At 73.3% G+C, this 11,886-nt stretch carries 13 protein-coding genes; 10 read left to right on the forward strand and 3 right to left on the reverse strand.

Going from position 1 to position 11,886, the window contains the following annotated elements:
• Window positions 1–101 precede the first annotated feature (101 nt).
• From tsaB to CNQ36_RS21440, 4 genes are read left to right on the forward strand one after another with little or no spacing between them, the layout of a single operon-like run.
• Window positions 102–755 carry a tRNA (adenosine(37)-N6)-threonylcarbamoyltransferase complex dimerization subunit type 1 TsaB gene (gene tsaB, locus CNQ36_RS21425; protein ID WP_004927122.1) on the forward strand — a complete coding sequence of 218 codons (654 nt, stop codon included), beginning with the start codon at window positions 102–104 and terminating at the stop codon, window positions 753–755.
• A complete protein-coding gene (rimI, locus tag CNQ36_RS21430; RefSeq protein WP_004927120.1) occupies window positions 752–1,315 on the forward strand; it encodes a ribosomal protein S18-alanine N-acetyltransferase in 564 nt (187 codons plus the stop codon). Before tsaB ends, rimI begins: the two co-directional genes overlap by 4 nt.
• Complete coding sequence (gene tsaD, locus CNQ36_RS21435; protein WP_004927118.1) at window positions 1,308–2,405, forward strand: tRNA (adenosine(37)-N6)-threonylcarbamoyltransferase complex transferase subunit TsaD; 1,098 nt, start codon at window positions 1,308–1,310, stop codon at window positions 2,403–2,405. The genes rimI and tsaD overlap by 8 nt, the downstream gene beginning before the upstream one ends.
• Window positions 2,402–2,692, forward strand: coding sequence for a hypothetical protein (locus CNQ36_RS21440; protein WP_121547173.1), 291 nt, complete (start codon window positions 2,402–2,404; stop codon window positions 2,690–2,692). Before tsaD ends, CNQ36_RS21440 begins: the two co-directional genes overlap by 4 nt.
• Here the strand turns inward: CNQ36_RS21440 and CNQ36_RS21445 are convergent.
• Together CNQ36_RS21445 and CNQ36_RS21450 are read right to left on the reverse strand one after the other, a co-directional pair.
• On the reverse strand, window positions 2,661–2,957 hold the full coding sequence (locus CNQ36_RS21445; RefSeq protein WP_121547174.1) for a hypothetical protein: 297 nt from the start codon (window positions 2,955–2,957) through the stop codon (window positions 2,661–2,663). The two genes, CNQ36_RS21440 and CNQ36_RS21445, sit on opposite strands and share 32 nt — an antisense overlap.
• Window positions 2,958–2,971: 14 nt before the next feature.
• Window positions 2,972–4,567 (reverse strand): hypothetical protein, encoded by a 1,596-nt coding sequence (locus tag CNQ36_RS21450; RefSeq protein ID WP_163013322.1) that lies wholly within the window; start codon window positions 4,565–4,567, stop codon window positions 2,972–2,974.
• Between the two features lie 211 nt (window positions 4,568–4,778).
• Here CNQ36_RS21450 and CNQ36_RS21455 point away from each other — a divergent pair, with 211 nt between their 5' ends.
• From CNQ36_RS21455 to CNQ36_RS21470, 4 genes are all read left to right on the forward strand, one after another.
• Window positions 4,779–5,831 carry a LacI family DNA-binding transcriptional regulator gene (locus tag CNQ36_RS21455; protein WP_121547176.1) on the forward strand — a complete coding sequence of 351 codons (1,053 nt, stop codon included), beginning with the start codon at window positions 4,779–4,781 and terminating at the stop codon, window positions 5,829–5,831.
• A gap of 98 nt (window positions 5,832–5,929) precedes the next feature.
• Window positions 5,930–7,006: an LCP family protein gene (locus tag CNQ36_RS21460; RefSeq protein WP_121547177.1), complete on the forward strand. Its 1,077-nt coding sequence runs from the start codon at window positions 5,930–5,932 to the stop codon at window positions 7,004–7,006.
• A 101-nt stretch (window positions 7,007–7,107) separates the two neighbouring features.
• A complete protein-coding gene (locus CNQ36_RS21465; RefSeq protein ID WP_121547178.1) occupies window positions 7,108–7,464 on the forward strand; it encodes a YciI family protein in 357 nt (118 codons plus the stop codon).
• 143 nt (window positions 7,465–7,607) lie between these two features.
• Entirely contained in the window at window positions 7,608–8,819 is a 1,212-nt protein-coding gene (locus CNQ36_RS21470) for an RNA polymerase sigma factor (protein ID WP_121547179.1), read from the forward strand.
• Here CNQ36_RS21470 and CNQ36_RS21475 read toward each other — a convergent pair whose 3' ends face one another.
• Window positions 8,820–10,007 (reverse strand): class I SAM-dependent methyltransferase, encoded by a 1,188-nt coding sequence (locus tag CNQ36_RS21475; protein ID WP_163013323.1) that lies wholly within the window; start codon window positions 10,005–10,007, stop codon window positions 8,820–8,822.
• A 135-nt stretch (window positions 10,008–10,142) separates the two neighbouring features.
• Between CNQ36_RS21475 and CNQ36_RS21480 the strand changes: the two genes are divergently transcribed.
• Window positions 10,143–11,021: a polysaccharide deacetylase family protein gene (locus tag CNQ36_RS21480; RefSeq protein ID WP_121547181.1), complete on the forward strand. Its 879-nt coding sequence runs from the start codon at window positions 10,143–10,145 to the stop codon at window positions 11,019–11,021.
• Window positions 11,018–11,809, forward strand: coding sequence for a polysaccharide deacetylase family protein (locus CNQ36_RS21485; protein ID WP_228313032.1), 792 nt, complete (start codon window positions 11,018–11,020; stop codon window positions 11,807–11,809). Before CNQ36_RS21480 ends, CNQ36_RS21485 begins: the two co-directional genes overlap by 4 nt.
• Window positions 11,810–11,886 lie beyond the last annotated feature (77 nt).

Here is an 11,886-nt window from a genome sequence, read left to right on the forward strand (position 1 = left end):
ACTCTGCCCTGTTATTTACGTACCTGGAAGCGACCGTAGCAGTACGTGACCGGACGGCCCGTGCGGCCGTGGCCGGGGCGCGGGAGCCGTAGGCTGTTTGCGTGCTCTTGCTCGCTCTGGATACCGCCACCCCCGCCGTCACCGTCGCGCTGCACGACGGCGACGACGTCATCGCCTCGTCGAGCCAGGTGGACGCCCGCCGCCACGGTGAGCTGCTGCTCCCGGCGATCGACCGGGTGCTCGCCGAGGCAGGCCTGCGGCTGGACGCCGTCACCGGGATCGTCGTCGGCACCGGGCCCGGCCCCTACACCGGGCTGCGGGTCGGTCTGATGACCGCGGACACCTTCGGGCTCGCGCTCGGCGTGCCCGTGCACGGTGTGTGCACCCTGGACGGCCTGGCCTACGCGGCCGACCTGGAAGGCCCCTTCGTCGTGGCGACCGACGCCCGGCGCAAGGAGGTCTACTGGGCGCGCTACGCCGACTCCCGCACCCGGCTGACCGGACCCGCCGTGGACCGGCCCGCCGACATCGCCGGGGAGGTCGCGGGCCTGCCCGCGGTCGGCGCCGGCGCGCTGCTCTACCCGGACACCTTCCCCCAGGCGCACGAGCCCGAGCACGTGTCCGCCGCGGCCCTGGCCCGGCTGGCCGCCGAGCGGCTCGCCGCGGGGGAGGAGCTGCCCGCGCCCCGGCCGCTGTATCTGCGCCGGCCCGATGCCCAGGTCCCCAAGAACTACAAGGTGGTCACCCCCAAGTGACGGGAACCGAGACGTCCGTGCTGCGTGAGATGCGCTGGTGGGACATCGACTCCGTACTGGAGCTGGAGCGGGACCTGTTCCCCGAGGACGCCTGGTCGCGCGGGATGTTCTGGTCCGAGCTGGCCCACTCGCGCGGGCCGGGGGCCACCCGGCGCTACGTCGTCGCCGAGGAGGACGGCCGGATCGTCGGCTACGCGGGCCTCACCACCTCCGGCGCCGAGTCCGACAGCGACGGCGGCGGCGCCCCGGCGGCCGACGTGCAGACCATCGCCGTCACCCGGGACCACTGGGGCACCGGCCTCGGCTCGCGGCTGCTGACCGAGCTGCTGCGGGCGGCGACCGCCTTCGAATGCACCGAGGTGCTGCTGGAGTGCCGGATCGACAACGTGCGTGCCCAGAAGCTCTACGAGCGCTTCGGCTTCGAGACCATCGGCGTCCGGCGCGGCTACTACCAGCCGGGGAACGTGGACGCCCTGGTGATGCGGCTGACCGACCCGTCCACCTCCGTGAACCCGGCGAACCCCGGGAACGGCGTACAAGGAACCGAGACCCATGGCTGACGAACCCCTGGTACTGGGGATCGAGACCTCCTGCGACGAGACCGGTGTCGGCGTCGTCCGCGGGACCACCCTGCTGGCGGACGCCGTCGCCTCCAGCGTCGACGAGCACGCCCGTTTCGGCGGCGTCGTCCCGGAGGTCGCCTCCCGCGCCCACCTGGAGGCGATGGTGCCCACCATCGACCGCGCGCTGAAGGAGGCGGGCGTCAGCGCCCGCGACCTCGACGGCATCGCCGTCACCGCCGGTCCCGGACTCGCCGGCGCGCTGCTGGTCGGCGTGTCGGCGGCCAAGGCGTACGCCTACGCCCTGGGCAAGCCCCTCTACGGCGTCAACCACCTCGCCTCCCACATCTGCGTCGACCAGCTGGAGCACGGGGCGCTGCCGGAACCGACGATGGCCCTGCTGGTCTCCGGCGGCCACTCCTCCCTGCTGCTGTCCGCGGACATCACCTCCGACGTCCGCCCGCTCGGCGCGACCATCGACGACGCGGCCGGCGAGGCCTTCGACAAGATCGCCCGGGTGCTGAACCTGGGCTTCCCGGGCGGCCCGGTGATCGACCGCTACGCCCGTGAGGGCGACCCGGCCGCGATCGCGTTCCCGCGCGGGCTGACCGGCCCCCGCGACCCGGCGTACGACTTCTCGTTCTCAGGGCTGAAGACCGCCGTGGCCCGCTGGATCGAGGCCAAGCGGGCGGCGGGCGAGGAGGTGCCGGTGCGCGACGTGTCGGCGTCCTTCCAGGAGGCGGTCGTGGACGTCCTCACCCGGAAGGCCGTACGTGCCTGCAAGGACGAGGGCGTCGACCATCTGATGATCGGCGGCGGCGTGGCCGCCAACTCCCGGCTGCGGGCCCTGGCCCAGGAACGCTGCGAGGCGGCCGGCATCCGGCTGCGGGTGCCCCGCCCCAAGCTGTGCACGGACAACGGCGCGATGGTGGCCGCGCTGGGCGCGGAGATGGTCGCCCGGAACCGCCCGGCCTCCGACTGGGACCTGTCGGCCGACTCCTCCCTCCCGGTGACGGAGCCCCATGTGCCGGGCGCCGCACCCTCGCACGACCACGTGCACGAGACCGCCGGGGAGAACCTGTACTCATGACGGCAGCGCTGATGTGGGAGGCCCGCGCGGTCCCCGGCCGGGGCCCGGAACTGCTGGCCTGGGCCGAGGAACGCGTGCGCGAGTTCACCCGGCGCCCGCTGCGCCGCGAGACCTTCCGCGCCCCGCAGGACCGCGTCCTGGTCGTCACCTGGTGGGACGCCCCGTACGACGCGGACCTGCCGGAACTCCCGGAGCCGGACACGGACCTGATCACCCGCCCGGTGCACCGCTGGCGGTTCGAGTCGCTCGGCGCGGTCACAGACCCAGGAGCGCCCCCAGGGACGTGATCAGGGCCAGCACCCCGCTGCCCGCGTCCGCGCCCTCGCGGAGGGTCGCCAGCCAGCCCTGGATCCGTCCGCCGTCCACGGGCCGGTCCTCGGCCGCGGCCCGGGCGACCTCGGCGCGGATCAGCTCCGCCTCCGCGACCCCGTCCGGCTGCTCCTCACGGACCCGTGCCACCAGCTCGTCCAGGTTGCCGATGAGCAGGTTCTGGTTGTGGTCGCCGAAGTTGTTCTGACCGCTGACGGGCCCGTTGAAGTTGTACGTGCTCATGCGTACCGCCCTCCTCACTTCTTGGTGTCGTCCGCGGTGGCCGCCGAGGCCTCCGCGCTTCCGCCGTCGGTGGTGCCGACGGCGGTCGCGCCGGTCCCGCCGCCCGTGCCGCCGTCGGGTCCGGGCGTCAGGCGCAGGTTCTTGGCGATGTTGATGCCGTGGTTGCCGAAGACGTTCTGGCCGTTGATCGGACCGCTGAAGTTGTAGGTCTGGGTGGTGATGATCTTCTGGGTCCGCCGCCAGTCGGAGATGTCGACGTGGTGCGCCTCGAGGAACTGCTCGGTGGCGCGCAGCAGGGCCTGCTGGATGCGCTGCATGGCGTCCTTGGCGTCCATGCGCTGGGTGTAGTCCCCCTGCCGGGAGGGAGCGGAGGCCACCGCCCGCAGAGTGCCGCCGGCGCCGTAGTCGAAGTAGCTGCGGGGGCGGGCCACCCGGCTGCGTCGCCACAGCAGCCGCACCGCGTCGGCGGTCCGCCGTGCGGGGCGGCGGAGCATCCGGCGGGCGGATCCGAAGAACTGGTCGCGCAGCTGCTCACGGGTGACCCTCAGCACCGTCATGGCGTGGTCCCCGAATCCGAACCGGTGGGTGCGGGGGTGGTTGAAGGCCGTGTGCACGGGCGGCAGGTAGGAGGCGGCGATCTCCCAGGAGAGGCGGGAACGGGCCAGCCGGGCGCGGAGGTGCACGGTGACGACGTAGGAGCCGCGGGTGCCGATCAGTTCGAGCGTCAGGTAGCTCCGCATCACGTCGCCGGTCTCGGCGATGCCCGTCTCGACCAGGTGGGGATCGATGCGGGTGACCGGGCGCTTCCGCGGGTCCGGCAGCAGTGCCGTGCCGAGGTCCCGGACGTGATGGCCCTGGATGTGCAGGCGGTCGCAGACGCGCAGCCCGTCGAGCCCCGCGAGGTGGGCGAGCCGCTCCGCCACGTGGGAGTGCAGCTCCGCGGCGGTGAACTCCTTGATCCTGGCCTTCTTGCCGGTGCTCTTCTTCGCGGGGCGGCTGACGTCGATGCCCGGCCAGACGGTCTCCAGTACGGAGATGCCGCTGCCGAGGAAGGGCTGCTCACCGTCCGGCCCCTTGGCCGAGTACACGATGACGTTGGCCTGGTCGAGGGCGTCCAGCTCCCGTTCGAGCTCGGCCTTCACCGCCGGGGCGCCGAGGCGGGGCGGGTCGTCGCCCCATTGGACGCCCTGCGCCGCGCGCCACATGGCCCAGTTCCAGGCGAAGGAGACGACCGTTCCCGCGACGAGCGCGCCCGCGGCGAGGAGCAGGCATCCGGCCAGCCGCCCGGGGTCGCGCACGACGAGTGCGGCCAGGCCGGCGATCCCGCCCGCGGCGAGTGCGGCGAAGCAGGCCGCGAGCATGGTGTCCCGCAGCAGGAACAGCCGCTCCGCACGGCGGGCGTGCCGCACCACGGCGACGAGATCGACCCCCTTGGGCTGGCCGTGCGCGCGGAACCGCTCCGTCAGGAACATCCGGCCCACGGACACGGCCCATCCCATGTCGCGGTACACATGGCCGCAGACCTCCCGTGTGACGGCGTCGTCGGCGTACCGCGGTAAGGCGCTCTTCCCCCGTTGCTGCATCGCTTCCCCCTCCAGGACAACGGTCACGCTAGGAGGGTCGTGCCCCGCCCGTCCGGGGGTCGAACGCCTTGGGCGGAGCGGGTTCGCCCCGTCCCGGACGCCGGTGGGCGCGGAGCCCGGTCACCGGGTCGTCCCGCCGGGGCCATTCGAATGTTGCGGAGAGTGAGTCGAATATTCCGTGCGGTGGTAGCCCCCGGGAGTCTTCGTTGTGAGGGGCCGCGGGGTTACGATCGCGCGCATGACTTCCCCGCAGCCCGCTGAAAGCCGTACGCAAGGGCGTAGTGGCCAGACCGCGACCCTTGCCGAGATCGCCCGCGAGGCCGGCGTCTCCGCACCGACTGTTTCGAAGGTGCTCAACGGCCGGGCCGACGTCGCTCCCGCCACCCGCAGCCGGGTCGAGGGGCTGCTGCGCGCCCACGGCTACCGGCGCCGGCGTGCCGAGGCGTCCAGGTCGCCGCTGATCGACCTGGTCTTCCACGAACTGGAGAGCGCCTGGGCGATGGAGGTCATCCGGGGCGTGGAGAACGTGGCCAGGGACGCGGGCCTGAGCGTCGTGCTCTCCGAGAGCGCCGGGCGGCTCACCCCTGGGCGCACCTGGGCCGACCAGGTCGCCGCGCGCCGCCCGCACGGCGTGATCCTCGTGCTGTCCGGCCTCGACGAGTCCGGGCGGGCCCTGCTGACCAGCCGCTCCATCCCGTTCGTGGTGATGGACCCGGCCGGCGACCCCGGCACCGACGTGCCCTCCATCGGCGCGACCAACTGGCAGGGCGGGCTGGCCGCCACCCGGCATCTGGTCGAGCTGGGCCACACCCGGATCGGCGCGATCACCGGTCCCTCGCGGATGATGTGCAGCCGCGCCCGCGTCGACGGCTACCGGGCCGCCCTGGAGACCGCCGGGCTGCCGGTCGACCCCCAGCTGATCACGACCGGCGACTTCCATCACGAGGCCGGCTACCGGCAGGGTCTCGCCCTGCTGCGCCGAGAGGACCGGCCCACCGCGGTCTTCGCCGGCAACGACCTCCAGGCCCTCGGGCTGTACGAGGCCGCGCGCGAGCTGGGGCTGCGGATCCCGGAGGACCTGAGCGTGGTCGGGTTCGACGATCTGCCGATCGCCCGCTGGGTGGGGCCGCCGCTGACGACCGTGCGGCAGCCGCTGACGGAGATGGCGGAGGCGGCGGCCCGGCTGGTCCTCGACCTCGGCAAGAGCGCGGAGGCACCGGCGGCGACCCGGGTGGAGCTGGCTACGAGTCTGGTGGTGCGGAGCAGCACGGCGGCGCCCGCGGGGAGGTGAGCCGGGCGAAAGTTTCGGGCCGGGGGACGGCGTACCGGAAGTCTGAGAATTTCCCAAGAAAACTGGCCGGTAGTCGCCCCTCGTAATAATTCGGACTTATGTTCCTGCCCGTGACGGGACATCAGGGGAACGACGGGGCCGAGGGCGCGGCCATACGCGGGACACGGCGGACGAAGGCCCTCAAGGTCACCGGGCTGACGCTGGCCGGTCTGCTCGTGCTGGGCGCCGGCGCCGCCGGCTGGGCCTACTGGCAGCTGAACGACAACATCCGCGGCGTCGACATCGACACCGCCCTGGGCGACGACCGCCCCGCCAGGGCCGGGGCCACCCCGTCCCCGGACCCGTCCGCCACGGCCGAGCCCCTGCCGGCCGGGTCCCTGAACATCCTGGTGCTCGGCTCGGACTCGCGCAGCGGCGAGGAGAACCAGGCGCTGGGCGGCGGCGACAGCGGCGGCGCCCGCTCCGACACCGCCATGGTCGTCCACCTCGACGCCGGACGGACGACCGCGACGGTCGTCAGCATCCCCCGCGACACCCTGGTCGACCGCCCGTCCTGCCCGCTGGAGGACGGGGGGTCGACCCACCCGGCCTCCGGAGCGATGTTCAACAGCGCGTACGAGCTGGGCGGGCCTGTGTGCGCCGTGAAGACCGTCGAGGCGCTCACGGACGTCCGCATGGACCACTACGCCGAGATCGACTTCGCCGGCTTCGCCCGCCTGGTCGACGCGGTCGGCGGCGTCACCGTCACCACGGACGAGGACATCGACGACGAGCGGAGCCATCTCACGCTGGACGCCGGGACCCACCACCTCGACGGCACGCAGGCCCTCGCCCTGGCCCGCACCCGGTACGACATCGGCGACGGCAGCGACCTCGGCCGCATAGGGCTCCAGCACCTGCTGGTGAAGGCCCTGCTGGAGCAGATCTCCGGCCGGAACCTGCTGACCAGCCCCACCGAGCTGTACGAGGTCGCCGACGCCGTCACCGGCAGCCTCACCACCGACACCGGACTCGACTCGCTGGGCGAACTGACGCGCCTCGCCCAGAGCCTGCGGGACCTGCCGTCCGACGGCGTCACCACCCTCACCATGCCGGTCGTCCCGGCCCCCTCGGACCCCAACCGCGTGGTGGCGGACGAGCCGGAGGCGGGGGAGCTGTGGGCCTCCCTGAAATGAGGAGAAAGAATTCCGGCGAGGGTGTCGAATCCGGTGTCTCCCGTTCGACGCAGGGGTGAGAGGCCGGGAACGACCCGGTCCGCACGACCCGAGGAGCCACCATGCCCCGCTTTCTCTCCATGATCCGGATCGACGAGAACAACACCCCCGAAGGCGGACCCAGCCCCGAGCTGATGCAGCGGATGGGCGAGCTGATCGAGGAGATGACCAAGGCCGGGGTCCTGCTGGACACCGCCGGACTGGTCCCCACCGCCCAGGGCGCCCGGGTGCACTACGAGGGCGGCCGGCTGTCCGTGACCGACGGGCCGTTCACCGAGTCCAAGGAGGTCATCGGCGGCTACGCGCTGATGCAGGCCAAGGACCGGGCCGAGGCGATCGAGTGGACCAAGCGGTTCCTGAAGGTGCACGAGCCGCACTGGACGGTGACCTGCGAGGTGCGGGAGGTCGTGGCGGGCTGACCACGCCGCACACCTGTGGTCCCCGGCCGGTCCTTCCTTGGTTCCGCCGCCGTACGGGTGTCTGATGGTGGGCTGTGACACCACAGCCCGCCACAGACCCCCGCGGCACGGAGACGGCACGGACCGTCGAGACCGTGTTCCGCATGGAGTTCCCCCGGGTGATCGCCGGTGTGACCCGCATCGTCCGGGACGTCGGCATCGCCGAGGAGCTTGCGCAGGACGCGCTGGTCGCCGCGCTGGAGCAGTGGCCGGGGGACGGGGTGCCCGACAACCCGGGCGCCTGGCTCATGGCCACCGCCCGCAACCGCGCGATCGACCTGGTCCGGCGCAAGGAGACCTACGCCCGCAAGCTGGCCGAGATCGGCCGGGACCGGTCGACGGCGATCGCACCGCCGGAGGAGCCCGCCGGCCCCGACGACATCGACGACGACCTGCTCCGCCTGGTCTTCACCGCCTGCCACCCGGTGCTGTCCGCCGAGGCCCGCACCGCCCTCACCCTGCGGCTGCTCGGCGGCCTGACCACGGCGGAGATCGCCCGCGCCTTCCTGGTGCCCGAGGCGACCGTGGCCCAGCGGATCGTGCGCGCCAAACGCACCCTGGCGACCAGGAACGTCGCCTTCGAGGTGCCCGGCGGCCCCGACCGGGAGGCCCGCCTCGGCTCGGTCCTCGACGTCATCTACCTGATCTTCAACGAGGGGTACGCGGCCACCGCCGGCGACGACTGGCTGCGCCCGGCGCTGTGCGAGGACGCGCTGCGGCTGGCCCGCGTGCTCTCCGGGCTGATGCCGAAGGAACCCGAGGTGCACGGGCTCGCCGCGCTGCTGGAGTTCCAGGCCTCCCGCGCCGCCGCCCGTACCGGCCCGGACGGCGGACCGGTCCTGCTCAGCGACCAGGACCGCACCCGCTGGAACCGCATGCTCATCGCCCGTGGCGTCACCGCCCTCACCCTCGCCGACGCCACCGCCGCCGGAGCCCCGGGGCCGTACGCCCTCCAGGCGGCCATCGCCGCCTGCCACGCGTCCGCGTACCGCTACGAGGAGACCGACTGGCCCCGGATCGCCACCCTGTACGCCCTGCTCGCCGCCCGCGCACCCTCCCCGGTCGTCGAACTCAACCGCGCGGTGGCCGTCTCCATGGCCGAGGGCCCCGCCGCCGCGCTGCCCCTGGTCGACGCCCTGACCGAGGTGCCGGCGCTGCGGGAGTACCACCTGCTGCCCAGCGTCCGCGGCGACCTGCTGGCCCGCCTCGGCCGTACGGAGGAGGCGCGGGCGGAGTTCGAGCGGGCGGCGTCGCTGACCCGCAACGCGCGCGAGAGGGAGCTGCTGCTGCGCCGCGCCGCGGGAACCGGCGCGTGATCACCGCACCGGATGCCCCAGCAGCATCGTCGGGGCGCCGGCGACACGGGTGAGGAACACCGTGACGGACTCGGGGCCGTACGGCTTGGGCATGACCTTGCGGCGGAGCTCCTCCGGCTCGACGGCCGAGCCGCGCTTCTTCACCGTCAGCGTGCCGACCCCGCGCTCACGCAGCAGCGCCTTCAGCTTCTTGACGTTGAACGGCAGCCGGTCGGTGATCTCGTGGGCGCCGGCGTACGGGGTGCGGTGCGCCTCGTCGGAGGTGATGTAGGCGATGGTCGGGTCGATCAGCCCGCCGCCGAGGTCCTCGGCCACCTCGGCGACCAGATGGGCGCGGATGACCGCGCCGTCCGGCTCGTACAGATACCGCCCGACCGGCCGGACCTCGGGGTCCGGGAGCATCGTGGCGGGTGTCGCGTAGACACCGGCGTCGGCGGGCAGCAGCGTCGCCCGCCGCGCCCCCGGCGTCACGTCGGGGCCGAACCAGAGGATGGCCTCCTTCACGTCCCCGCCGTCCGAGACCCACTCGGCCGTCGCCTCCGCGGGGATCGCCTCGTGCGGAATGCCGGGCGCGATCTTCAGCAGGCCGAGCGGCGCCGCGAGCGCGGCCGACACGGCCCAGGACAGGGGAGGGGAGTAGGCCTCCGGATCGAAGATCCGGCCGCGTGCGGAGGAGCGCCGGGCCGGGTCGACGAACACGGCGTCGTATCCCGAGGTGTCCACCTCCGTCACATCGGCCTCGCGCACCTCGATCAGGTCGCCGAGACCCAGCGCGTCGGCGTTGGCGCGGGCCACCTGGCAGGTCAGCGGGTCCCGGTCGACGGCCAGCACCCGGATCCCGGCGCGGGCGAACGCGAGCGCGTCGCCGCCGATCCCGCAGCACAGGTCGGCGACGGACCGCACCCCGGTCGCCCGGAGGCTCTCGGCCCGGTGGGTCGCCACACTCGTCCGCGTCGACTGCTCGACGCCGTGGGGCGTGAAGAACATCCGGGCGGCGTCCCGCTCCCCGAACTTGGCCACCGCCCGCTGCCGCAGCCGCGCCTGGCCGAGCGCCGCCGACACCAGTGCGGCGGGGTGCTCGCGGCGCAGCCGGGTCGCGACGGCGAGTTCGCGCGCCGGGTCGGTGTCGCGCACCTCGTCGAGGAGGGCGCGGCCTTCGGGGGTGAGGAGGGGGGCGAGGTCGTTCACCGCCTCATTGTGGGCCAGTCGGTGGACCGTACGCCTCCGGCCGCGGTGTCGGGCCGTGGCCGGGGGTGCCGGCTGCGAGGATCCGGCACCATGCGAGTAGTAGGACAAAACGATAAGAGGTGGACGTGGGGCGGTGTGCGGACCGGCCTCGCCGTACTCGCCCTCGCCACCATCGCCTCGGCCTGCGGACAGGGCGATTCCTCGGAAGTGACGCCGGCCGGTGGTCAGCAGGCCCTCAAGGAGCCCCCGGCCCGCGCGCTCGACGCCTACGCCGACAGACTGCGCGCCGCGCACGCCGCCAGGGTCGCCGCCGCGAAACGCTGGGGCCTGAAGCGGGTGCCCCTGACCGCCCCGCCGCCCCCGGCGAAGAAGCCGGAGATCACCACCCGCGACGGCTTCGAGGTCGACGGCCACCGCCGGCTGGGACTCCCCCCGGTCTTCACCACCGTCCCCACCGAGGAGAAGATCCTCTTCCTCACCATCGACGACGGCGACGAGAAGGACCCGGCGTTCCTGCGGATGATGAGCGAACTGAAGATCCCCTACAGCGCCTTCCTCAGCGACTACCTGGTCAAGGAGGACTACGGCTACTTCAAGGAGATGCGCGACCGGGGCGCCGGCCTGCACAACCACACCCTCCACCACCCCTATCTGCCCGCCCTGTCCTACGCCCGCCAGAAGCGCGAGATCTGCGGCATGCAGGCCACCATCGAGGAGCGCTACGGCAAGCGCCCCACCCTCTTCCGGCCGCCCTACGGCAACTACGACAGGAACACCCTGCGCGCCGCCAAGGCCTGCGGGATCACCCACGTCCCGCTCTGGAACGAGGAGGTCTTCGTCGACCACTGGGAGTACCGGGAGTGGGACCGCGGGCTGCACCCCGGCGACATCGTCCTCAGCCACTTCCGGGGCCGCGAGGACTGGAAGGGCACGATGCCCGACATGATCCGCCGCTTCCTGAACAAGGCCACGGCGGAGGGCTACGCGGTGGCCCGCCTGGAGGACTACCTGTGAGGGCCGGCCCGCCGGCGGCCGTCCTCGCCCTGCTGGCCGTGCTCGCCGGATGCGGTCCGCCGGGCGGGGCGCAGGACGGGGTGGGCCAGTCGCCCGGGAGCGCCGCGGCGTCGGCGGACGGCCCGCTCCCGCCCGTCGTCGCCCGGGTGCCCACCCGGGACAAGGTCGTCTTCCTCACCTACGACGACGGCGCCGAACGCGACCCCCGCTTCATCGACCTGGTGCGCGAGCGCCGGCTCCCCGTCAGCATGTTCCTGACGGACAGTGTGGTGGGCCCCGGCTACGCCCACTTCGCCCGTCTGCGCGCGGTCGGCGCGAGCCTGCAGAACCACACCCTCGACCACCGCGCCCTGCGCGGACTGCCGTACGCCGGCCAGCGCGCCGAGATCTGCGGCCAGCAGCGCAAGCTCCGGTCCCGCTTCGGCGTCCGCCCCCGGCTCTTCCGCCCGCCCTACGGCGCGTACGACACCACCACCCTGCGCGCCGCCGCCGACTGCGGCATCGCGGCGGTGGTCCTGTGGCGGGTCACCCTGGAGCCCGACGGCCACCTCACCTACACCCACGGCCCCCACCGCCTGAACCCCGGCGACATCATCTCCGTACCGTCCGACGAGGCCCCGCCCCTGTCACTGGCGCAGCGAACCTCTCGTCTCCTTGCGGAACTGGAGAAGCGGGGCCTGACAGCAGGCCACCTGGAACACCACACCGACCACCTCGTCCCGCGGGCGGCGCCTGACGAGCACCATTCGCCGTCCAGCCCGTCGGCGGCACCCGGGGATCACCGTTGACCTGGCGTCCCTTCGGCGGTTCCCGGTGGGCGCCGCCCACTCGACAGCCCGTCCGGCGTTTGAGGACGAGGCCCGTT

This window comes from Streptomyces fungicidicus, assembly GCF_003665435.1.
Classification (GTDB): domain Bacteria; phylum Actinomycetota; class Actinomycetes; order Streptomycetales; family Streptomycetaceae; genus Streptomyces; species Streptomyces fungicidicus.

Bases quoted from the DNA above. Each gene is read 5' to 3' on its own strand.
- CNQ36_RS21460 (WP_121547177.1), top strand. From the start codon at position 5,930: ATGTTCCTGCCCGTGACGGGACATCAGGGGAACGACGGGGCCGAGGGC.
- CNQ36_RS21440 (WP_121547173.1), top strand. From the start codon at position 2,402: ATGACGGCAGCGCTGATGTGGGAGGCCCGCGCGGTCCCCGGCCGGGGC.
- tsaD (WP_004927118.1), top strand. From the start codon at position 1,308: ATGGCTGACGAACCCCTGGTACTGGGGATCGAGACCTCCTGCGACGAG.
- CNQ36_RS21470 (WP_121547179.1), top strand. From the start codon at position 7,608: ATGGAGTTCCCCCGGGTGATCGCCGGTGTGACCCGCATCGTCCGGGAC.
- CNQ36_RS21455 (WP_121547176.1), top strand. From the start codon at position 4,779: ATGACTTCCCCGCAGCCCGCTGAAAGCCGTACGCAAGGGCGTAGTGGC.
- CNQ36_RS21445 (WP_121547174.1), bottom strand. From the start codon at position 2,957: ATGAGCACGTACAACTTCAACGGGCCCGTCAGCGGTCAGAACAACTTC.
- CNQ36_RS21465 (WP_121547178.1), top strand. From the start codon at position 7,108: ATGCCCCGCTTTCTCTCCATGATCCGGATCGACGAGAACAACACCCCC.